The sequence below is a fragment of the Stenotrophomonas sp. 71799_Sma genome (assembly GCF_056482505.1).
Map to the genome: position 1 here is coordinate 3,442,917 of NZ_CM151202.1, position 21,228 is coordinate 3,464,144.

The following is a 21,228-nucleotide window of genomic DNA, read 5'->3' on the forward strand; positions in this document are numbered from 1 at the left end:
GTCTTTCCACCGCAGTCGAGCATGGCTCGACTCTACAAAGAGCGACGGCCGAGCATGGCTCGGCTCTACAACGGCCCGGCTCAGCGCATCAGCACCACTTCCTCAGCCGAGGTCGGGTGGATCGCCACGGTGTCATCGAACTGGGCCTTGGTCGCGCCCATCTTCACCGCCACCGCGAAACCCTGCAGGATCTCGTCGGCCGCTTCGCCCAGCAGGTGGATACCTACCACGCGTTCTTCCGGGCCGGCGCAGACCATCTTGAACAGGCTGCGCTGTGTACCGTTGGCCAGCGCCTGCAGCATCGGTCGGAAACGGCTGTGGTAAACGCTCACCTGGTCGAAACGCGCGCGCGCTTCTTCCTCGCTCATGCCCACCGCACCCAGCGGCGGGTGCGAGAACACCACGCTGGCCACGTTCTCGTAATCCATCTTCGACTGCGGGCGGCCACCGAACAGGCGATCCATCAACCGTCGCGAAGCAGCCACCGCCACCGGGGTCAGGCCGACCTTGCCGGCGATGTCACCCACCGCGTGCACGCTCGGCACGCTGGTGGTCTGCCATTCGTCCACCTGCACCTGCTGGTGTTCGCCAATGCCGATGCCGAGCGCTTCCAGGCCCAGATCACGACTGTTGCCGCGGCGGCCGGTGGCGAAGAACACCGCGTCGAACACGCTGTCGAGCGGGCCGTCATGGCCGAACGCACGTACGCGTTCGCCATCGCGCTGCAGTTCGCGCAGGCGATAGCCGAAATGGATGCGCACGCCCTGCTGCTTCAGGTTCTCGGCCAGCTGATCAGTCAGCTCGTAATCGAAGCGATCCAGCAGCCGCTGGCCACGCACCAGCAGGCTCACCTTGCTGCCCAGAGCCTGCAGCAGGCCGGCCAGCTCCACCGCGATGTAACCGCCACCGATGATCGCCACCTCCGCCGGTGCCGCACGCAGATCGAAGAAATCATCGGAGACCAGGCCCAGTTCCGCGCCGGGGATATCTGGACGCAGCGGGTGCGCGCCGGTGGCGATCAGGATGTGCTCGGCACTGTAACGCACGCCATCACTGCAGGCCACGGTATGCGCATCGAGCAGATGGCCGCGCGCCGGAATGCGCACCACGCCGGTCTCATCCAGGCGTTTGTGGTAGCTGGTGTGGATGTTGCTGATGTAGGCCTGGCGATGGATCACCAGTTCCTTCCACGACAGCGCCGGGCGCGCCTGAACATCGAAGCCCATCGCACTGGCCAGGCCGATGCGCTCGTGCAGGTCGGCCGCCAGCCACATCGCCTTCTTCGGCACGCAGCCAACATTGACGCAGGTCCCGCCCAGCTCACCGGGCTCCAGCATGGCCACGCGCTTGCCGTGCTGCGCGGCGCGGATCGCGCCGGCCAGGCCGGCGGAGCCGCCGCCAAGGACGATCAGGTCGTAATCATAGGATGCAGTGCTCATCGGAATCGCTCGGGTCGGTAAGGGGCAGGATCGATCGCTGGCGTGCGGCCGCAGACGAGATCGGCGATCAGCTGGCCGGTGCCGGCGCTCATGCTGATGCCGAGCATGCCATGCCCCGCTGCAAGCCAGACGTGAGGATGCGCGGGCGCGCGGCCGATCAACGGCACGTCGTCCACGCTCATGGGGCGCCACCCGCACCACTGCTCCTGGAGCTGCGCACCGCGTGGCGCGCGCAGGTAGCGGTCGGCGGCCTGCTGCAGGGCCTGCAGGCGGGCCGTGCGCAGCTGCGGGTCGGCACCGGCGAATTCCATGGTGCCGCCCAGTCGTAACGCCTCGCGCCAGGCAATCACGAACACGGAATGGTCCTTCAGCACCACCGGGCGCTGCGGCACCTGCACCGGTCGCGACCAGGTCAGCGAATAGCCCTTGCCGGGCTGGATCGGCACGCGCAGATCCAGTTGCCGTGCCCAGCGCGGCGACCACGGTCCGGTGGCCAGCACCAGCTCGCGTGCGTGCAGCGTGCGTTCGCCGACGTGCACGCGCACACCGTGCGCGTCGGTGCTGAAATCCTGCATGTCCGCCTGCTCCTCGATCACCACGTCCTGTGCACGCAGCACGCGCGCCAGTTCGGCGGTGTAGCGGTCCGGACGCAGCTGCGCATCGCCGGGGAAGTGGATCGCGCCGGCAATGCGATCATGGAAAGCTGGATTGTCGCGCGCATAGTCGGCGCCGTCGATGCGCGCCGTGGCGATGCCCTGCGCGTTCAGTGCCTCACACTCAGCGGCGTGGTGATCGAAATTGCGGGCATCGCCAAACACGTAGTCCAGACCGCGGATATCGAATTCGCAGTCCAGCGCATGCACCTGCACCCACTGTGCCAGGCGCAGCCGGGAATCATTCAGCAGCGCAGCGCGGGCGCGCGTGGCCTGCAGCCAGTCGCGGGCATTGCAGCGTGCGCTGAACTGCAGCAGCCAGCGCCACAATGCAGGGTCCAGTCGCGTACGCACGTACAACGGCGCACGCGGATCGAGCATCCAGCGCAGCGCGCGCAACGGTACGCCAGGCGCTGGCAGCGGCGGCGCGTGGCTGGGGGTGATGGTGCCGCAGTTGCCATGCGAGGTCGCGCCGCCGACACGCCCACGGTCGATCACGCGTACCTGCCGGCCCTGTGCGCGCAGCGCGAGCGCGACGGCCAGTCCAATGGCACCGGCACCGGCGCCGACCACGATCACATCCTCGCGCGCGCCCTGCATCGATCAGCCCTGCCCGGCCCCGCGCCGCATCGGCGGCCACTGCCGGTAGGTCATCGCACGCCACAGCCATTCCATGAGCCCGAAACGGAAGCGGCGCAACCACGCGTGCGAAATGCCCACCTGCACAGCGAACAGCAGTAGTGCGAACAGCAGCTGCACGCTGCGCGGCATCACCTCGAACCATCCCAGTCCGTAGTGATAGAAAAGCAGCGTGCAGACCAGCGACTGCGCCAGGTAATGGGTCAGCGCCATGCGCCCCACCGGCGCCAGCCAGGCCAGCCGCGTGCGCCAGTGCACGATCCACGCCAGATAGCCCAGGCACATCGGCAGGCCGCCTATGGTCACCAGGCCCATCGCCGCCGTCACCGGAAGGTTGTAGGCGCCCGGTGCCAGGTAGGGTTTCCAGGCAACGCCGATCAACGTGACCAGCAGGCCCAGCGGCAACGCGACCCAGCGCAGCGACGCGTACAGCCGCGGGAAGCGCTCCGGCGCCGCCAGCGCGCCACTGCCGGCGAACCAGCTGCCGATCAGGAACATGCCCAGCACTTCCGGGCCGGTGATCAGCAGCGCCCCCATCGACGTACCGAACTCATTCAGGCGCTGCACATTGGCCTGCGCCCAGCTGCCCTGCCCGTACACCTGCCGCTGCAGCTCAATGCTCCGCTGCGCCTCGGCAAGCATGCCCTGCACATCTTCGGCCGAAGCCATCGACACCATCGCGCCGACCAGCAGCATCATCGCCACACCGCCGAGGTAGACCATCAGCCCCATCCACGGCAGCCAGCTGCGTGGCGCCTCGCGGCAGGCCAGCAGCGGCAACGAGATCAGTGCATACATCACCAGAATGTCGCCGGACCAGACCAGCAGTGCATGGCACAGACCGATCAGCAGCAAGCCAGCGCTGCGGCGCAGGTAGAACGGGGTGAAGTCGCGCCCGGCGGCCTCAGCGCGCTGCGCCATCACCGCGAAGCCGGCACCGAACAGCAACGAGAACAGGGTGAAGAACTTGCCCTGCACGAACACGTAGACAAAGGCATCGGCCCAGTAGTCGATGCCCTGCCAATGCACGTCGATGCCGGTGAACGCCAGGTCCAGCGGCCCGCTGAAGGCCTCGATGTTCATCAGCAGGATGCCCAGCAGCGCAGCACCGCGCAGCACGTCAAGCACGGCGATGCGTTCGCCGGAAGCCACCGGCTGCAGGGAAGGAGAAGCGGCGTTCACAGGGCGTCCGTCGGGCAGGTCCGCCATTATGCCGCCGGCCTGCGCGCCATGGATGGCCGCGCCGTGTTCCACAAACGCAACGGCCCGCCGAAGCGGGCCGTTGCTGCCATCACGATCGCACTGCGATCAGTGCTGGTGACCGCCGTCGCCGTGGACGTGGCCGTGGTCGATTTCTTCCTTGCCGGCTTCGCGCACATCGACGATTTCCACGTCGAAGTGCAGGTCCTTGCCGGCCATCGGATGGTTCAGGTCGACGTCGACGACGCTCATGCCGACCTTCTGCACGGTCACCGCACGCGGGCCGAAGTTGGTCTGCAGCACGACCTGCTGGCCGGGAGCCAGCTTGGTGTTGCCGAAGTGCTTCTTCGGCACGCGCTGGGACAGGCCCTCACGACGCTCGCCGTAGGCATCGGCAGCGTTGACGTCGACGCTGAAGGTCGCGCCGGCTTCCTTGTCCATCATGGCGTTTTCCAGGCCCGGGATGATGTTGCCGTGGCCGATCAGGATCGCCAGCGGCTCGCCGCGGTCCTTGGACGATTCGATCGGCTCCTGGCCGACTTCGGAAACGGTGTAGTGGAAGCGGACAACGCGGTCTTTTTCGATCTTCATGCGCAACTCTGTCTGGATCTGCCGGAGGCAGGCGGGTTGGGGCGGGTTGTCGCCCGGCGGGGACGCCGCCATCATGACGGCCAATCCTAAGGTGGCGCATTATCCGGAGATCATGCACATCACGCCAGTTTCGTCCGGCCTGCGCCGGCTCCTCGCCCCGGCCCTGCTGCTGGCCCTGCCCGTGCTGATGACCGCCTGCGGCGGCGGCAAGGCCACCCGACCCGCGCCGCCCCCGCCGACCGCGAACTGGCCGAAGACCGTGCCGGACAATCCCGAGGCGGCCAACTCGGTGCTGATGCGCGCCATCAGCCTGGTCGGCACCCCCTATCGCTATGGCGGCAATACCCCCGACTCCGGCTTCGACTGCAGCGGCCTGGTGGCCTACGTCTACCGCGAGATGCTGGACCTGAAACTGCCGCGCACCTCGCGCGACCTGGCGGCGGTACAGGGCCCGAAGATCGACCCGCAGCGCCTGGCCACCGGCGACCTGGTGTTCTTCGGCAGCCGCGGCAGCGTCACCCATGTCGGCATTTATGTGGGTGAAGGGCGCTTCGTGCACGCGCCGAGCACCGGTGGCACGGTCCGGCTGGACTCGCTCAGCGGTCCGTACTGGAAGGACCACTACACCGGGGCGAAACGCGTCCTTCGCTAAGATGAACAGGCGATATGTTCAAAATTGTGACGCACATCACCATGCAACTAACGATTTACTAACGGAATTTTTAACTTATTGCCGCTTTTACAGGGCATGATGCCCCATCGTTTTTTTCCTGTGACCGACGCGTGACGACTGACGACCTGAAAAGCGAAGGCCAGACTTCCGTATCTTCACGTAGTGCCCGCCCGCTGTTGCTTGGCCTGGCACTGTGTCTGACCAGCCTTCCGGCCTGGTCGCAGACTGCTCCGAACCGTTCCGATGTGACCCCGGCCCCGGTGGCCGAGAGCACCCCCCGACCGGCCGCCAAGGCCGAGGCTGCCGCTCCGCAGCGCAGCCGCGTCGATGCCGCCGCCAGCGCCACGCTGGCCGCCCTGCTGCCGCACCTGGCTGCCAACGACACCATTCCGCTGATGGACCGCTCGGCCGTGGTGGCCGGTGATCTCAGCCGCCTGCTCGCCAACTACGACACCAGCAGCGCCGCCAATGGCAGCGTTGTCGGCACCGCCGCCGACAACGGCAAGGTGCAGTCGCTGCTGCGCCGCGCGATGACCCTGCTGGGCACCCCGTACCGTTGGGGTGGCAGCAACCCGGACAGCGGTTTCGACTGCAGCGGCCTGGTCGGTTACGTGTTCCGCTCGGCCCTGGGTATCGAGCTGCCGCGCGTCTCCCGCGAAATGGCGCACGATGACAACGCCGAACTGATCAACGACCGCACCGCACTGGCTGCCGGTGACCTGGTGTTCTTCGGCCGCAAGGGCCGCGTCGACCACGTCGGCATCTATGTTGGCGATGGCCGCTTCCTGCACGCACCGAGCTCCGGCAAGGACGTCCGCGTGGACACCCTGCTCAGCGGCTACTGGGGCAACAAGTTCATGCAGGCCCGCCGGGTCGATCTCTGATCTGACCGGTTGGCGCTACCGCGCCGCCTCACACGAGAAAGCCGCTGCCCTGCAGCGGCTTTTTTGTTTGCGCCCCCACTGGGTGCCGACCTTGGCCGGCACTGCGCCACCTGCCCCAGTGGGTGCCGACCGTTGGTCGGCACTGCGGCCATCCACGCATGGCGTGGATCTACCAGGGACCTACCCTGATCGGCACCGCGCCAGTCAGCTCCAAAACAAAAAGCCCGCCGGTCAGGGCGGGCTTTTCATCTCCACGCAACCTCAGCCGCGTGGCGGTGTCGGGTCCGGATCGTCCACGCCCACGTTGCTGGACGGGTTGTCATACACCGCCTGGTCAAGCAGGCCGGTTTCCTTGGCCACGATCACCGGCACCAGCATCTGGCCCGTCACGTTCGTCATCGTGCGCATCATGTCCAGGATGCGGTCGATGGCATACAGGTAGCCGATGGTCTCCAGCGGCAGGTTGGCTGCGCTCAGCACCACCGTGGCCATGATCACCGCGGTACCGGGCACGCCGGCCGTACCGAAGCTGCCCAGCACCGAGGCGATCAGCACCACCACGTACTGTTCCGGGGTCAGCGGCACACCGCTGTACTGCGCGATGAACACCGCGCACAGCGCCGGATAGATCGCGCCGCAGCCATCCATCTTGATGCTGGCGCCCAGCGGCACCGCGAACGAACCGTAGTCCTTGTTCACGCCCAGGTTGTGGGTGATCGAGCGCAGCGCCACCGGCATCGCGGCGAAGCTGGACGAGCTGACGAAGGCGACCTGCATGCCCGGCGCCGCGCCACGGAAGAACTTCAACGGGTTCAGGCCGTGCGCCAGCAGCAGTGCGCTGTAGACCACCACGATGTGCAGTGCGCAGGCCACGTACAGCGCCAGCACGAAGTGGCCCAGCGGCAGCAGCTTCTCGAAACCGTAGCTGCCGACCAGGCCAGCAATCAGGCCGAAGGTGCCGATCGGGGTGACTTCCAGCACGAAGCGCGTCACCTGGATCATGATGTCGCTCATCTGCCCGACCAGCTTGCGCGCCTCGGTCACCTTCTCGCCCAGCTTGACGATGGCAAAGCCGACCAGGCCAGCGAAGAAGATCACTGGCAGGATCGAGCCGCGACCGGCAGCCAGCACGGTCTCACCGGCCGCATTGACCTTGGTGCCGATGCCGGACAGCGCGTAGAAGACATTGGCCGGCACCACGTCCAGCAGCACCTGCACCACGCTGGGCACTTCGCGCGGCACGTAGTTGCTGGCCATCGACAGCTGCAGGCCACCGGCGCCGGGCTGCAGCACGGTACCCACGCCAAGGCCGACGCACACCGCCAACGCGGCGGTGATCACGAACCACAGGAAGGTGCGGCCACTGAGCGCGGCGACCGACTTCTGGCCGTGCAGCGACGAGATTGCGTTGATGACCGCGAAGAACACCAGCGGCACGGCGATCATCTTGATCAGGGTGACGTACAGCTCGCCGAGCGGGCCGAACCACGTTTCCGCGGCCGGGCCGAGCGCCCAGCCGGCCAGCGCGCCGAGCACGAAGCCACCGACCACGCGCTGCCAGAATGGAATCCGCAGCCAGGCAGAGACCAGCTTCATAGGCAATCCAGAGGTGAAGGAAGGGATGCTGGCACGATAGCCCAAGGCGGCCCGCAGAACGACCGCCCGGCCGGCAAATCAGTGTGTCATCGGCGTGCCTTGCGAGGGCGGGCATAATGAACGTCCCGTTACAGTTTGTGAGATCCCAGCGTCCATGCGCCGTTCCGTCTCCCTGTTGGCCGCCTGCGCCACCACCCTGCTGCTGGGCGCCTGCGCCAGCACCCCCCCGCGTCCGCCCCGGCCGGCCTGAAGGTCGCCGTCGACCCCGTTGCCCATCCGGCCGGCGAGACCCCGCAGTGGTGGTACCGCAGCGGCGCCGCCCAGGCCGCCGCCAACGGCGCGATGTCCGGCAAGGCCAAGAACGTCATCCTGTTCCTCGGCGACGGCATGAGCCTGACCACGGTGGCCGCCTCGCGCATCTACGAAGGCCAGCAGAAGGGCGGCTCGGGTGAAGAGAACCTGCTGTCCTGGGAGCGCTTCCCGGCCACGGCCTTCAGCAAGACCTACAACACCGATTCGCAGACCCCGGATTCGGCCGGCACCATGACCGCCATCACCACCGGCGTGAAGACCCACATGGGCGCGATCGGCGTCAGCGCCGGCAGCCGCACCGACTGCGCCGACAGCCTGTCCAAGGGCCTGCTGACCTGGCTGCAGCTGGCCGACAGCGCCGGCCTGGCCACCGGTGTGGTGTCCACCGCACGCCTGACCCATGCCACTCCGGCCGCCACCTACGCGCACTCGCCCGAGCGCAACTGGGAAAACGACACCGACCTGACCGAAGCCGCGAAGGCCGCCGGCTGCAAGGACATCGCCCAGCAGCTGTTGTCCACCTCGCGCTATGGCCGTGGCCCGCTGGTCGCCCTCGGCGGTGGTCGTGGTGAGTTCACCACCGTGGAAGAGCGCGATCCCGAGTACGACGACAAGGTCGGCCAGCGCCTGGACGGCCGCAGCCTGGTGCAGGAATGGCAGCAGGCGCATCCGCAGGGTGCCTACGTGTGGAACAGCAAGCAGCTGGCCGCCGCCGCGAATGCGCCGGCCATCCTTGGCCTGTTCGAGCCGGACCACATGCGCTACGAGTACGAGCGCCCGCAGGATCCGGGCGGTGAGCCGAGCCTGGCCGAACTGACGGCGGCAGCCATCAAGAACCTGGCCAAGCACCAGGAAGGCTACGTGCTGATGATCGAAGGCGCGCGCATCGACCACGCCAACCACAGCGGCAACGCCTACCGTGCGCTGACCGAGACCGTGGCCCTGTCCGACGCGGTGCGCGTGGCCAACGAACTGACGTCGGCCGACGACACCCTGATCATCGTCACCGCCGACCACTCGCACACCCTGAACTTCGTCGGCTACCCGGCACGCGGCAACCCGATCCTGGGCAAGGTGAAGGACAAGGGCGGCGAAGATGGCGCCGGCAAGCTGGACTACGCGCTGGACGGCACCGGCCAGCCCTACACCACGCTGAGCTACGCCAACGGCCCGGGCCACACCGGCAGCAGCAACCAGCAGCCGGCCGGTCCGAAGCGTTACCCGCACAACCCGAGCAGCTTCGAACCGGCCAACGGCCGCCCGAACCTGCGCGAGGTCGACACCGAGCATCCGGACTACATGCAGGAAGCACTGGTGCCGATGAAGTCCGAGTCGCACGGCGGCGAAGACGTCGGCATCTGGGCACGCGGCCCGGGCAGCAAGGCGATCCGCGGCACGCTGGAACAGAACGCGATCTACCACATGATCGTGCAGGCCACCCCGGCCCTGCGCGAACGCCTGTGCCAGGCCGGCACCTGCGATGACAAGGGCGTGCCGGTGCAGCTGCCGGCGCCGACCGCATTCGAGCGCAAGGCCGAGGCCAAGTGATCGTGAGGCAGGCCTACCCTGCTCCTGCCAGCGGCCGCTTCGCGCGGTCGCTGGTCCTGCTTGGCGTGCTGGTCAGTGCCAATGCAGCGGCACAGGCGTCGGCGTGCAAGCTGCTGACCGACGAACACGGATTGTGGCCGCTGCCCAACTGCGAAGTGGTCGATCACCGGCCGAAGATCAGTGCCGACACCTTGAAGGACCTGAATTACGACGACCATGGCCTGGCCGTGGTGTACGCCGACCAAGGCTTCCACTACGTCAACCGCAAAGGCCGCAGCCTGCCGGTACTGACCTGGGACAACGGTCCGGAAACGCCGCAGGAAGGCCTGCTGCGCGCCCGCGTCGGCAACCGCGTGGCCTACTTCGATCTGAAGTTCCGCCAGGTGGTGCCCGGCACCTTCGATTTCGGTTGGCCGTTCCAGGATGGCGTGGCCGAAGTCTGCAATGGCTGCCGGCGCGGCACGCCGGATGCCGATGGCCACACGCCGATGGAAGGCGGAGAGCGGTTCCGCATCGACCGTTCGGGCCGTCGGGTAAAGTAGGGTTTTCGGCAGGGCTGCGCCCTGCACCCGCAGACGCAACGGCAACGGCCGAAGCAACAGCAACAGCGTGCATTCCGTGGGATGGCGGGGCACTGTGGGTTTGCGGGGACGGCGCAAGTACGTCCATGTAGCCTTGATCGCCGCATCCATGCGGCTCACACCCCGCAAACCCACAGTGCCCCGCCTCTGACAGATCTCCGCGGCTGTTGGTAGGTGTCGACCTTGGTCGACACATCTGTCAGATATCGAATGAGTCATCCACGCATGGCGTGGATCTACTGTGTCGACCAAGGTCGACACCTACCAAAGCGGTGCACGACGCCGTTCTGGCAGATCGCGGCATTCTGTCGAAGCCGGGGTGGGTCCGGTTGCGGGGGCGTGAGCCGCATGGGCCCGAGGCATGCCTCGGGCGGGTTGGGCAGGACGCCCAACCCCGGTCTTGCCGTGTGCGCAGGACTGCGCACACGAGCAAGCGGCGACCGAGCTTACATGGGTGAGGGCGCTTTGCTTGCGAAGCACTGCTTCGCAAGCGCCCGAACGCACAGCCGCCAGCGGCTGGGCCGGGCCCCGGAGGGGGACTTGCAGCGGCCCCCCGCTACCGGACCCACCCCGCCAAGCCTCAGGAAACCCGCTTCTGCTGTTGCTTCGGCCGTTGCCGTTGCTTGCGCGTCTGCGGGTGCAGGGCGCAGCCCTGCCGACCAACCCTATACTTGCCGCCGTGAGTGAATTCCCTGCCCTCGTTCCGCTGGATGCGCCGCTGCTGGTGGGCTACAGCGGTGGTGTCGACTCCACCGTGCTGCTGCATTGGCTGTGGTGCTGCGCGCAAGCTTCCGGCACGGCGCTGCGCGCGGTGCACGTGCACCACGGGCTGCAGCCCGATGCAGATGACTGGGTGCTGCACTGCCAGCAGCAATGCGATGCCAGGGGCATCGAACTGGCCGTGCACCGCGTGCAGGTCGAGAACGGCACAGGCCTGGGCACCGAGGGTGCCGCGCGACTGGCACGACGCGCCGCGTTCGCGGCCGAACTGCGCGACGGCGAAACCCTGGCGCTGGCACAGCACCAGGACGACCAGGCCGAGACCTTCCTGTTGCGCGCCCTGCGCGCTTCCGGCGTCGATGGCCTGGCGGCGATGTCCACGCACAGCCGCCTTGGCGAAAAGCCTCTATGGCGACCGCTGCTGGCAGTGCCACGCAGTGCACTCCTCGACTATGCCCGCCAGCATGCACTGCACTGGATCGAAGACCCCAGCAACGCCGACGACCACGCCGATCGCAACTTCCTGCGCCTGCAGGTACTGCCACTGTTGCGCCAGCGCTGGCCGCATGCCGCTGCGGCGATGGCGGGCAGCGCAACGCACTGCGGGCAGACCCGCGAACTGCTTGACGAGGAAGACGCCGAGCTGATCGCACACCTGGAAGTCGCTCCACGCGTGCTGTCCCTGCAGCTGCTTCGTCAGGTCTCAACGGGCCGTGCCGCACGCGTGCTGCGTGCCTGGGTGGCCGGCCATTGCGCGGCACCGCTGCCGGCCACCGTGCTGCAGCAGGCGCTGGACGAGCTGCTGCCGGCCGACAACGATTGCCAGGCGCGGGTGCGCTGGCACGATCACGCGATCCAACAGTGGCGCGACCACGTCTACCTGCTGCCGGCCCGGCTGCCTGCGCTTCCCCTCGAGTGGCAGGTCGAATGGGATGGACGCGCACCGCTGGCACTGCCCGATGGCGGACAGCTGCGCCTGCAGGGCACCCCGGCCTTCGATCGCCCGCTGCAGGTCCGTGCACGCGTGGGCGGTGAGCGCATTCTGCTGCCCGGTCGCCAACATTCGCACGCGTTGAAGGACTGCCTGCAACGCGAACACCTCGCCCCCTGGCGACGCGCGCAGCTGCCGCTGATCTTTGATGGCCCGCAGTTGCTGGCCGCCGCCGACGTGGTCATCGCCGCACCGCTGCAGGCCTGGTTGCAGGCGCATGGCGCGCAGTTGCAGTGGCGCCCGGGCGGCTGGTGAATTGACCCCCGCGCGCGGCCCGTCCACACTTGCCGCATGGCCAAGAAGTCCCCCGAAAACGCCTCCCCGGTCGCCCAGTTCGAGCAGTCGCTCGAATCGCTGGAGCAGCTGGTGGAGCAGATGGAAACCGGCGAGCTGAGCCTGGAAGCTTCGCTCAGTGCTTACGAACGTGGCGTCGGTCTGTATCGCCAGTGCCAGCAGGCGCTGGAGCAGGCCGAGCTGCGCGTGCGCCTGCTCAGCGATCCGGCGCAGCCGGAAGCATCCGAGCCTTTCGATCCGCCCAGCCATGACGGCTGAGGTTCTGTTCGCGCGCTGGCGCGACCGTATCGAAAGCCAGCTCGACGCCGCGCTGCCCTCGCCTGCCGAAGCGCCGCAGCGCCTGCACCAGGCCATGCGCTATTCGGTGCTGGGCGGTGGCAAACGCATGCGCCCGCTGCTGGTCTACGCCAGTGGCCACCTGTTCGGTGCGCAGCCGGAAAGCCTGGATGCGGCCGCCATGTCCGTCGAACTCATCCACGCCTACTCGCTGGTGCATGACGACCTGCCGGCGATGGATGACGACGCGCTGCGTCGCGGCAAGCCGACCACCCACATCGCCTTCGATGAAGCCACCGCGATTCTGGCAGGCGACGCGCTGCAGACCCGTGCCTTCGGCCTGCTGGCCGATGCACCGCTGCCGGCCACGCTGCGCGTGGCCTGCCTGCAGACCCTGGCCCACGCGTCCGGCGCCGCTGGCATGTGCGGCGGCCAGGCGCTGGATATCGATGCCACCGGCCAGCAGCAGACGCTGGCGGCATTGACCCGCATGCATGCCCTGAAGACCGGCGCGCTGATCCGTGCGGCGGTGCGCATGGGCGCGCTGTGCGGCCAGGCCCACGAACCTCAGCTGGCCCAGCTGGACAGCTTCGCCGACGCACTCGGCCTGGCCTTCCAGGTACGCGATGACATCCTCGATGTCGAGGCCAGTTCCGAGCAGCTGGGCAAGACCGCCGGCAAGGACCAGGCGCAGGACAAGAGCACCTTCCCCGCCCTGCTCGGCATGGACGGTGCCAAGGCTCAGCTGCACGAACTGGCCGCACGCATGCAGTCGATCCTGGCCGGGTATGGCGAAGAGGCCGATGCACTGCGTGCACTGGCGACGCTGGCGGTCGAACGCGATCATTGATCGCTCGCCGGGCACCGCCCGTCGCTCCCCGCACATGAAAACGCCCGGCAATGCCGGGCGTTCTCAATTCCGCATGCCGCCGGTATTACTTGATCAGGCGCAGTGCGAACGGGTAGCGATAGGCTTCGCCGTTGTTGGCCTTGACCGCTGCGATGATGCTGAACACCAGGCTGATGATGCCCACGATCGGGGCCAGGAACACGCCGATGATCACGATGGTCAGGATCATGCTGATGACCATGGCGATGGTCACGGTGATCTGGAAGTTCAGGGCTTCCTTGGCCTGGTCGGTCACGAAGGCCTTGCCCGCGTCATCCTTGTTGATCAGCCAGATGATCAGCGCGCCGATGAAGCCGGTGAAGATGCCCAGCAGGTGGGCAGCCAGGGCCATGGTGCGCTGGTCGGCCGGTACGTCGGTGGTGGCCGGCGGCGGCGGGACGTTATCGAATTCGCTCACGACAAAACTCCTTTTCATTGGGTGGTCTTGACCCACCAGCACCAAGCTGGTTGCGTCAGGCGGGCATAGCTTACGCCATCGACGCCATCAATCATTACCGGCGATGGTCATCCGCCCCAGCAGGATCGAACCGGTCCGGATGTGCGAGCGCGGGTCGACGTCGCTGCCGACCGCTTCGATGCTGCTGAACATCTCACGCAGGTTGCCGGCGATGGTGATGCCATCCACCGGGTACTGGATCTCACCATTCTCGACGCGGAAGCCGCCGGCACCGCGCGAGTAGTCGCCGGTCACCCCGTTCACGCCCTGCCCCATCAGTTCGGTCACCAGCAGGCCATCGCCCATCTGCCGGGCGATGTCCTGCAGGGAGCCCGCGTTGGCGGCCAGCTGCAGGTTGTGCACGCCACCGGCATTGGCGGTGGTCTGCAGGCCCAGCTTGCGTGCCGAGTAGATGCCCAGCACATAGCGCTGCAGCACGCCGTCACGGACCAGGGCCGAAGCACGGGTAGCCACGCCGTCACCGTCGAAGGCGGCCGAGCGCAGGCCACGGCGCAGGTGGGGCAGTTCCTCGATCTGCATCCAGTCCGGGAACAGCTGCTGGCCAACGCTGTCCAACAGGAAGCTGGCCTGGCGGTACAGCGCACCGCCGGACACCGCCGACAGCAGGTGGCCAACCAGGCTGCGCGCTACTTCCGGGGCGAACAGCACCGGCATGCTGCCGGTGGCCATCGAGCGAGGCTGCAGGCGGGCGACGGTGCGCTCGGCAGCACGACGGCCGACCAGGCCCACGTCTTCCAGGTCCTCCCGGGCCAACGCGCTGGTGTACCAGCCATCGCGCTGCATGCCATCGCCCTGGCCGGCGATCAGCGCACAGCCCACCGAATGATGGGTGCCACGCTCACGGCCGAAAAAGCCATGCGAATTGGCGTACACCGACAGGCTCTGCATGCTCGACACCGAGGCGCCGTCGGAATTACGGATCTGCGCATCGGCCTCACGGCCTGCGTTCTCGCAGGCCAGGGCCAGGTCCACCGCCTCGTCGGCCTGCAGCGCCCAGGGGTGCCAGGCATCCAGATCCGGGAAATCGGTGGCCATCAACGCGGCCTCGGCCAGGCCGGCAGCCGGGTCATCTTCGGTGTGCCGGGCGATCGCACAGGCCTGCTCGACCGTGGCGGCAAGGCTGGCCTCGTTCAGGTCGCCGGTGCTGGCGCTGCCCTTGCGTTGGCCGAAATAGACGGTGACGGCGATACCGCGGTCACGGGTGGACTGCACGGTCTCCACCTCGCCAAGGCGGACATTGACCTCCAGGCCACGATCCTCGCTGCAGCTGACCTCGGCCTGGCTGGCGCCCAGCGCACGGGCGCGGTCGAGCAGCTGCTGGGAGAGGTCGGCCAGCCGTTCCAGCCGGGCCAGGCTGTCGTCGCCGACAGCGACTTCAGGGGCGATCACGTTCAATGCTTTATCCTGTACGGGTTGGGCCCGGCATCACGCCGGGCGACTTTTTTTGAGATCAGGTAGGAACGATGCGCGGACGCGACGAAGAAACCGGTGAATTCCACGACAAGAGCCGCAGCCAGAACCGGCGCGACGCGCTCGACGTTCTGGCCCTGGGCGAGAAGCTGGTGTCGTTGACCCCGGCCCAGCTGGCGCGCCTGCCGATCCCGGAAGACCTGCTGCCGCATATCGCCGAGTGCAAGCGCATCACCGCCCACATCGCCCACAAGCGCCAGCTGGCGTTCCTGGCCAAGCACATGCGCCGCGAAGAAGAAGCCACGCTGGATGCGATCCGCGATGCGCTGGATGCCAACAGCGAAACCGGCCGCCGCGAAGTGGCGATGATGCACCGCGTGGAAGACTGGCGCGAGCGCCTGCTGGCCGAAGGTGACAAGGCGCTGGCCGCCCTGCTGGACGATTACCCGCAGGCCGACCGCCAGCAGCTGCGCACGCTGGTGCGCAATGCGCAGGCCGAGAAGGCGAAGAACAAGCCGCCGCGTGCCTACCGCGAAATCTTCCAGGTGCTGCGCGCCCTGATGCTGCCGGCCGCACTGGGCCTGAAGGCCAGCGCCGAAGACGCCGACCCCGTCGACAGCGACGAAGCCGACGAGGACTGAGTCCGCGCCGGCCTGGGCGGTGGCGCTGGCCATCGCCCGGCTCAGGCCTGGGTACCGCCGACCGTGATGCCCTCGATCAGCAGCGAGGGCTGGCCGACACCCACGGGCACGCTCTGCCCGTCCTTGCCACAGATGCCCACACCCTCGTCCAGGGCCAGATCGTTGCCGACCATGCGCACCTTCTGCATGGTTTCCGGACCGTTGCCGATCAGCGTCGCACCCTTCACCGGCGTGGTGATGCGGCCATCCTCGATCAGGTAGGCCTCAGTGGCCGAGAACACGTACTTGCCGCTGGTGATGTCGACCTGGCCGCCACCGAAGTTGACTGCGTACAGGCCCTTCTTCACCGAACGGATCATTTCCTGTGGGTCGTGCTGGCCGGCGCGCATGTAGGTGTTGGTCATGCGCGGCATGGTCAGATGCGCGAACGATTCGCGGCGGCCGTTGCCGGTCGGCGCCATGCCCATCAGCCGCGCATTGAGGCTGTCCTGCATGTATCCCACCAGAATGCCGTCCTCGATCAAGGTGGTGCACTGGGTCGGATGGCCCTCGTCGTCGATGTTCAACGAACCACGGCGTCCGTCCAGCGTGCCGTCATCGACGATGGTCACGCCCGGGGCGGCAACGCGCTCGCCGATGCGGCCCGCGTAGACGCTGGTGCCCTTGCGGTTGAAGTCGCCTTCCAGGCCATGGCCGACCGCTTCATGCAGCAGCACGCCGGGCCAGCCCGGACCAAGCACCACCGGCATCACCCCGGCCGGTGCCGGAACGGCGTCCAGGTTCACCAGCGCCTGGCGCAGCGCCTCGCGGGCAAAGGCCTCGGGGCGGCCGTCGGCGAACAGCTCCTCATACCCGTAGCGGCCACCACCGCCGGCATAGCCGGACTCGCGGCGGCCGTTGTGCTCGACGATCACCTGCACGTTCAGGCGCACCAGCGGGCGCACGTCAGCGCCCAGCACACCGTCGCTGCGGGCGATAAGTACCGTATCGACGCCGCCGGACAGGCTCACCATCACCTGCTTCACGCGCGGGTCGGCGGCGCGCAGGTAGCCATCCAGGCGCTTGAGCACCTCGACCTTGGCCTCGTTGCCGATGCCATCGATCGGGTCCAGCGCCGGGTACAGCGCGCGCGCGTTGCCGCGCAGCAGCGACCGCCCGGACTGGGCGCCACCTTCACGCGAGATCGCACGCGCCGACTGCGCCGCCGTCAGCAGCGCATCGGCATGGATGTCGTCGGAGTAGGCGAAGCCGGTCTTCTCGCCGGAAATCGCCCGCACGCCCACGCCCTGCTCGATGGAATGGGCGCCGTCCTTGACGATGCCGTCTTCCACGCTCCAGCTCTCGCGGCGGGCATGCTGGAAATAAAGGTCGCCGAAGTCCACACCGGGGCCGAGCAGCTGGCCGAAGGTGCGCTCCAGGCCAGCGGTATCCAGGCCGCCGGGGCGCAGCAGGCGGTCTTGGGCAAGCGTCAGGGCGATATCAGTCATGGTTCTCGATCTGGGGATGCGGGGGCGCTCAGGCAAGCCCCGTGAACAGGAAAGCCGCGCTCAACGCGAGCGCGGCAGGCCGGTGACGGTCGGCGGAATGGCCGGCGCCGGTGCCGGTACGGGTGGCGGAGCCTTGTCGCGGCTGCGCTCGATCACTTCCACCTTCGGTTCCTTCCATGGACCGGTCACCTTGTAGGTACGGGCGCCAATCTCGCCCAATGGCTTGGACAATACCGCATTGGTGGCCGCGCCCAGCGCCGCCCCCACCGGGCCACCGGCGACCGCACCCACCACGGTCAGCAGATTGCCTGCACGCGGGTTGACGTCGATGGTCTGGTCAAACTGCTGGTTGCGCAGGTCGGCCTGGCCGCGGATGGTGATGTTGGCTGCCGGGCCTTCGATCAGCACTTTGTCGGTGCGTGCCATGCCCTGGCCGAACTGCATGCTGCCGTCGATCTGGTTGAACGCGAAGCCCTTGGAGAAGAAGTCGCGGAAGTCGAACATCAGGCGCCGCGGCAGCTGGGTGACACTGAGCAGGCCCAGCACCCGGCCAGCGCCCGGTTCCAGCTCCAGCAGCTGGCCGTTGCGCGCGTGCAGGTCCAGGCGGCCCTGCAGGTTGCCCAGCTGGAAGTCCGACGGCCCCCCACTCCACGTGGCCTGCAGCTGCGCCTGGCCGGAACCGCCACGCAGCTGGCCGCCGTAGTCGAGGTTCTGCATCAATCCGCCCAGGTCCTCGCTGCGCACCTGTGCGGTCAGCTCGGTGCGGGCACCACCGGTGCGGCCCAGCCAGCGACCGCTGATGTCGATCTCCTGGTCGGGCGCACGGAAGCGCAGCTCGTCCACGTTCAGGCCATTGGCCAGCGGCCGCGTACGCAGTACCGCCTGGCCCAGCACCACCTTGCCGAACTTCAGGTCGGCGATGTCCAGCGCGAACGGCGGCAGCTTGGCCGGGTCCATGTCGTTGGCGCCGGCCTGTACCCGTGCCGGTGCGGCCGATGCACCCGGAGCCGCCGGCAGGGATTGCCAGTGCACGCGGTCGAGCTGGCCACTGATGGTGCCGCCGTCTGCATTGGGGACGGTCAGGCGCCCGGCCAGCGACGGGCCGTCCAGGCGCACATCCAGTGCCTGCGCGCCCGGGCGCAGCTGCAACCGGGTCTGCTCGAACACGCCACCGATCAGCTTCAACTGGCCGACCTGCACGTCCACCGCACGCAGCGGCATGGCGTCGTCATCACTGCCACCCCGCGCCAGACTGATCCACTCCAGAGCGTCCAGGGTCGGGCTGCGGCCATTGACGGTCAATCCGCTCGGCGGCGGCTCGCGGTCGACATGGTCGCTGCCCAGCGTCACCTGCACACCGGTCTGGTTGTTGTGGCTGCGTGCGGCCAGCGCCAGGCGCTGGCCGAACGCAACGTCGATGCGGCCGGCCCCCATCGGCAGCTGTGCAGCCACGGTGGTCGCCAATGGCTCGGCAGCCCGTTTGTCCAGCGGCGCCGGCAGGTCCAGCCGGGTCCCGACCAGATCGGAGCTCAACCGCAGCTCGCTGGGCGGCGCAGGCGCCCCTGGAGCGACCTTGGGCAGGCTGACCGCGATGGTCCACGGCGAGGTTCCGGTGATGTAGGGCTTGAGCCAGGCCATCTCCGGCGCGCGGTCGATCAGCACGCCAGCATCCAGCGTGGCCGACAGCTGCGATTCGAAGGCCAGTCTGCTGTCGTGCACGTAGCCACCGGCACGCAGGCTCAGGCGACCGTCCTGGCCGAGGTGGCGCACCGACAGTGCCTCGGCATCGAAACCGCCATTGCTGTAGCGCGCCTGCCCCTGCATGTTGTCGAAGGCGAGCTGGAAGCGCTTGTCGACCAGCTTCACGCCGGCCAGATCAACCGTCCCCTGCAGGTGGCCGCCACCTTCATCGTGGTGCAGTGGCTGCAGCAGATCGAAGGTCACATGCGCCGGGCCGGCAGCAGTGAGGTTGTCCAGGGTGTCGCCATAATCCTTGTGCAGCGGGCTCTGCCGCAGCATCGCCAGCAGCTTGCCCGCCTCGCTCTGCGCATCGGCGCGCACATACAGCGGCTGCTGCCCGAAATCCGGAATGCCCGCCTCGAACTTCTGCACCGCCACACCGGCCAGATCGCCGCGCCCATGCATGTCGAAGCCGGGGCCGATGAAGGCGATATCGGCGTCGACCTGGCTCATCAACGGCCAATCGTGCTGGAAACGGATGTCACCGTTGGTGATATGGCCGGTGGCCTCGAAGCGGCCATCGTTATTGTCGAACGGCCAGTCGTCCAGGTCGCCACTGACCAGGCCGATGCCATTGCGCACCTGGCCGCCGGCCAGCGCCATGTCCAGCCAGTCGGTGGCGCCCTTGCTCATCTTGGAGTGGATCCAGAAGCGCTTGGCCGCAGTCATCGGCACGTCGTCCAGCTTGGCCGCCAGCTGCAGCCACGGCCGCGTACCGTCCCCCTGGAACCAGACCCCGCCGCGCACGTCGGCCGCATAGTCGGTGCCTTCCACGCGCATCGCCGCAGTACCGATACGCCAACCACCGCCCTCGTCGCGCCAGCCCACCACCTGTCCCGCCAGATGCAGGTCATGACGCACACCAAAGCCGGTCGGCCAATCGAACTGCAGCTGCCGTTGCGGCTGCAACTGCAGGCTGAAGCCATCCGCGTCGCCTTCGAAGCGCCCGCCCAGGCCGCGCAGGCCGGGCGAATTGCCCACGCTGGCGAAGCCCAGCGACTGCAGTTCGCCCTGCGCCCACAGCGGGCCATCGCGATCGCCCGCCAGCTGCAACTCGCGCACGTCCAGCTGCGGCCTGGACAGGAACAGCCAGCGACGCAGGCCTGGTTCGAGACGATCGCTCAGGGCCAGCGCACGCAGCGCGGTGCCGGCCTGCACTTCGCCAGAACGGACCCGCAGCTGCTTGCCAAGCTGCAGCTGCAGGCCATCGAGCTGCTGCTCGCCCTCTTCGGTTTTCAGGCGCAGGCGCGGCACCTGCAACGCCCAGCCATCAGCCTGGCGCTGCCAGCGCAGGCGTGCCTGCAACCGCTGCAGCTGCAGCTGCGGAGCCGCCATCGAGGGCATCGGTGCGCCATCGATGCGGACATCACGCAGGTCCGAATCGGTGGTCACCGCCACCGGCGCGAAATCGCGCAGGGTCAGCCACAGGTTGAGTTCGCCCTTGCCTTCGCGCAGGCGCACACCGCCGGCCGCCAGCAGCGGCGACCAGGCATGGAAATCGACCGGATCGGCGCCCAGCCAGGCCTGGCCATTGCCGCGCACGCGGTCCACGTCCAGCACCGCCGTCAACGGCAGCGCTTCGGTCTGGGCCCAGGCACGCACGCCTACACGCAGGCGGTCGCCATTGACCCGCAGGCGCACGTCGATGCGTGGCAGCGTGGTGTCGATTCCCAGCCCCGGCGCATGCACGCCCAGGCGGCCTCCGATCACCTGCAGTTCGCCCAGCCGGCGCAGCGCATCCAGCGGGTCCCCGCCATTGGCGGCCTGCGGCAGGCCGCGTACCGACCAGCGACCGTCCTCGCCCTGCTGCAGGTCGAGCGCCAGGCCACGCAGGCGCAGCTCGGTCAGCGACCGGCCAGGCAACAGGCCGCTGTACATCGATACCAGCACTTCGGCCTCGCCGATCGCCAGGCCCTGGCCGGCGCCGATGCGCAGGCCCTTGAGCTGCAGCAGCGGACCACGCCGGGTCCAGGCGGTCTGCAGCTGGTCGAAACGCACCGGCTGGCCAGCGCGTTCACTCAGCCAGGCGGCAATCCTGTCGGGATGGCGCTCGGCCAGCGGCAGCAGCTGGCTGAAGGTGCCCACCAGCAGTGCAAGCCCGACCAGGCCCACCGCGCAGGCGGCAATGAAATGACGGCGGATCCTTCGCAGTCGCAGGCGCGGCGGCGCGCTCATCGGCCACCGCC

General features: G+C 68.0%; 16 protein-coding genes and 1 pseudogene. 8 read left to right on the forward strand and 9 right to left on the reverse strand.

Going from position 1 to position 21,228, the window contains the following annotated elements; genetic code table 11:
• Nucleotides 1-80 precede the first annotated feature (80 nt).
• From gorA to ACZK4Z_RS16105, 4 genes are all read right to left on the reverse strand, one after another.
• The gene (gene gorA, locus ACZK4Z_RS16090) at nucleotides 81-1,439 is read right to left on the reverse strand and encodes a glutathione-disulfide reductase (RefSeq protein ID WP_293799514.1); all 1,359 of its coding nucleotides are present in this window, start codon (nucleotides 1,437-1,439) and stop codon (nucleotides 81-83) included.
• Complete coding sequence (locus ACZK4Z_RS16095; protein ID WP_478450913.1) at nucleotides 1,436-2,692, reverse strand: NAD(P)/FAD-dependent oxidoreductase; 1,257 nt, start codon at nucleotides 2,690-2,692, stop codon at nucleotides 1,436-1,438. Before ACZK4Z_RS16095 ends, gorA begins: the two co-directional genes overlap by 4 nt.
• 3 nt (nucleotides 2,693-2,695) lie before the next feature.
• Nucleotides 2,696-3,940: a DUF418 domain-containing protein gene (locus ACZK4Z_RS16100; RefSeq protein ID WP_478450914.1), complete on the reverse strand. Its 1,245-nt coding sequence runs from the start codon at nucleotides 3,938-3,940 to the stop codon at nucleotides 2,696-2,698.
• 99 nt (nucleotides 3,941-4,039) lie between these two features.
• Nucleotides 4,040-4,522 (reverse strand): FKBP-type peptidyl-prolyl cis-trans isomerase, encoded by a 483-nt coding sequence (locus ACZK4Z_RS16105; RefSeq protein ID WP_049398704.1) that lies wholly within the window; start codon nucleotides 4,520-4,522, stop codon nucleotides 4,040-4,042.
• Nucleotides 4,523-4,595: 73 nt separating this feature from the next.
• Between ACZK4Z_RS16105 and ACZK4Z_RS16110 the strand changes: the two genes are divergently transcribed.
• Together ACZK4Z_RS16110 and ACZK4Z_RS16115 are read left to right on the forward strand one after the other, a co-directional pair.
• Nucleotides 4,596-5,174, forward strand: a complete 579-nt coding sequence (locus ACZK4Z_RS16110) for a C40 family peptidase (RefSeq protein WP_065428014.1) — start codon at nucleotides 4,596-4,598, stop codon at nucleotides 5,172-5,174.
• 131 nt (nucleotides 5,175-5,305) lie between these two features.
• Nucleotides 5,306-6,079 carry a C40 family peptidase gene (locus ACZK4Z_RS16115; protein WP_053091065.1) on the forward strand — a complete coding sequence of 258 codons (774 nt, stop codon included), beginning with the start codon at nucleotides 5,306-5,308 and terminating at the stop codon, nucleotides 6,077-6,079.
• A gap of 261 nt (nucleotides 6,080-6,340) precedes the next feature.
• On the opposite strand, the gene ACZK4Z_RS16120 is transcribed toward ACZK4Z_RS16115, so the two are convergent.
• A complete protein-coding gene (locus tag ACZK4Z_RS16120; RefSeq protein ID WP_046988032.1) occupies nucleotides 6,341-7,675 on the reverse strand; it encodes a dicarboxylate/amino acid:cation symporter in 1,335 nt (444 codons plus the stop codon).
• 154 nt (nucleotides 7,676-7,829) lie between these two features.
• On the opposite strand from ACZK4Z_RS16120, the pseudogene ACZK4Z_RS16125 reads away from it, so the two are divergent.
• The 5 genes and pseudogenes from ACZK4Z_RS16125 to ACZK4Z_RS16145 all read left to right on the forward strand — a co-directional run bounded on the left by ACZK4Z_RS16125 (nucleotide 7,830) and on the right by ACZK4Z_RS16145 (nucleotide 13,247).
• Nucleotides 7,830-9,535 (forward strand): annotated as a pseudogene (locus ACZK4Z_RS16125) (alkaline phosphatase).
• Nucleotides 9,532-10,077, forward strand: coding sequence for a WG repeat-containing protein (locus ACZK4Z_RS16130; protein WP_478450915.1), 546 nt, complete (start codon nucleotides 9,532-9,534; stop codon nucleotides 10,075-10,077). The pseudogene ACZK4Z_RS16125 and the gene ACZK4Z_RS16130 overlap by 4 nt, the downstream one beginning before the upstream one ends.
• 718 nt (nucleotides 10,078-10,795) lie before the next feature.
• A complete protein-coding gene (gene tilS, locus ACZK4Z_RS16135) occupies nucleotides 10,796-12,082 on the forward strand; it encodes a tRNA lysidine(34) synthetase TilS (protein ID WP_478450916.1) in 1,287 nt (428 codons plus the stop codon).
• A gap of 36 nt (nucleotides 12,083-12,118) precedes the next feature.
• Nucleotides 12,119-12,379, forward strand: coding sequence for an exodeoxyribonuclease VII small subunit (locus ACZK4Z_RS16140; protein WP_005410522.1), 261 nt, complete (start codon nucleotides 12,119-12,121; stop codon nucleotides 12,377-12,379).
• Entirely contained in the window at nucleotides 12,369-13,247 is an 879-nt protein-coding gene (locus ACZK4Z_RS16145) for a polyprenyl synthetase family protein (protein WP_121504580.1), read from the forward strand. The genes ACZK4Z_RS16140 and ACZK4Z_RS16145 overlap by 11 nt, the downstream gene beginning before the upstream one ends.
• 85 nt (nucleotides 13,248-13,332) lie before the next feature.
• Here the strand turns inward: ACZK4Z_RS16145 and ACZK4Z_RS16150 are convergent, their stop codons facing one another.
• Nucleotides 13,333-13,704 carry a DUF4870 domain-containing protein gene (locus tag ACZK4Z_RS16150; RefSeq protein WP_010482972.1) on the reverse strand — a complete coding sequence of 124 codons (372 nt, stop codon included), beginning with the start codon at nucleotides 13,702-13,704 and terminating at the stop codon, nucleotides 13,333-13,335.
• Between the two features lie 87 nt (nucleotides 13,705-13,791).
• The gene (gene pmbA / locus ACZK4Z_RS16155) at nucleotides 13,792-15,159 is read right to left on the reverse strand and encodes a metalloprotease PmbA (RefSeq protein WP_180836611.1); all 1,368 of its coding nucleotides are present in this window, start codon (nucleotides 15,157-15,159) and stop codon (nucleotides 13,792-13,794) included.
• 68 nt (nucleotides 15,160-15,227) lie between these two features.
• Between pmbA and yjgA the strand changes: the two genes are divergently transcribed.
• Complete coding sequence (yjgA, locus tag ACZK4Z_RS16160; protein WP_180836610.1) at nucleotides 15,228-15,815, forward strand: ribosome biogenesis factor YjgA; 588 nt, start codon at nucleotides 15,228-15,230, stop codon at nucleotides 15,813-15,815.
• 41 nt (nucleotides 15,816-15,856) lie between these two features.
• Here yjgA and tldD read toward each other — a convergent pair whose 3' ends face one another.
• Complete coding sequence (tldD, locus tag ACZK4Z_RS16165; RefSeq protein ID WP_032128992.1) at nucleotides 15,857-17,302, reverse strand: metalloprotease TldD; 1,446 nt, start codon at nucleotides 17,300-17,302, stop codon at nucleotides 15,857-15,859.
• Between the two features lie 60 nt (nucleotides 17,303-17,362).
• Complete coding sequence (locus tag ACZK4Z_RS16170) at nucleotides 17,363-21,217, reverse strand: YhdP family protein (protein ID WP_478450917.1); 3,855 nt, start codon at nucleotides 21,215-21,217, stop codon at nucleotides 17,363-17,365.
• Nucleotides 21,218-21,228 lie beyond the last annotated feature (11 nt).

What these genes read in the sequence shown, in the direction of transcription:
- yjgA (WP_180836610.1), top strand. Translation starts at nt 15,228, where the DNA reads ATGCGCGGACGCGACGAAGAAACCGGTGAATTCCACGACAAGAGCCGC.
- tldD (WP_032128992.1), bottom strand. Translation starts at nt 17,302, where the DNA reads ATGACTGATATCGCCCTGACGCTTGCCCAAGACCGCCTGCTGCGCCCC.
- ACZK4Z_RS16095 (WP_478450913.1), bottom strand. Translation starts at nt 2,692, where the DNA reads ATGCAGGGCGCGCGCGAGGATGTGATCGTGGTCGGCGCCGGTGCCGGT.
- ACZK4Z_RS16170 (WP_478450917.1), bottom strand. Translation starts at nt 21,217, where the DNA reads ATGAGCGCGCCGCCGCGCCTGCGACTGCGAAGGATCCGCCGTCATTTC.
- gorA (WP_293799514.1), bottom strand. Translation starts at nt 1,439, where the DNA reads ATGAGCACTGCATCCTATGATTACGACCTGATCGTCCTTGGCGGCGGC.
- ACZK4Z_RS16110 (WP_065428014.1), top strand. Translation starts at nt 4,596, where the DNA reads ATGACGGCCAATCCTAAGGTGGCGCATTATCCGGAGATCATGCACATC.
- ACZK4Z_RS16145 (WP_121504580.1), top strand. Translation starts at nt 12,369, where the DNA reads ATGACGGCTGAGGTTCTGTTCGCGCGCTGGCGCGACCGTATCGAAAGC.
- ACZK4Z_RS16105 (WP_049398704.1), bottom strand. Translation starts at nt 4,522, where the DNA reads ATGAAGATCGAAAAAGACCGCGTTGTCCGCTTCCACTACACCGTTTCC.
- ACZK4Z_RS16140 (WP_005410522.1), top strand. Translation starts at nt 12,119, where the DNA reads ATGGCCAAGAAGTCCCCCGAAAACGCCTCCCCGGTCGCCCAGTTCGAG.
- ACZK4Z_RS16120 (WP_046988032.1), bottom strand. Translation starts at nt 7,675, where the DNA reads ATGAAGCTGGTCTCTGCCTGGCTGCGGATTCCATTCTGGCAGCGCGTG.
- ACZK4Z_RS16100 (WP_478450914.1), bottom strand. Translation starts at nt 3,940, where the DNA reads ATGGCGGACCTGCCCGACGGACGCCCTGTGAACGCCGCTTCTCCTTCC.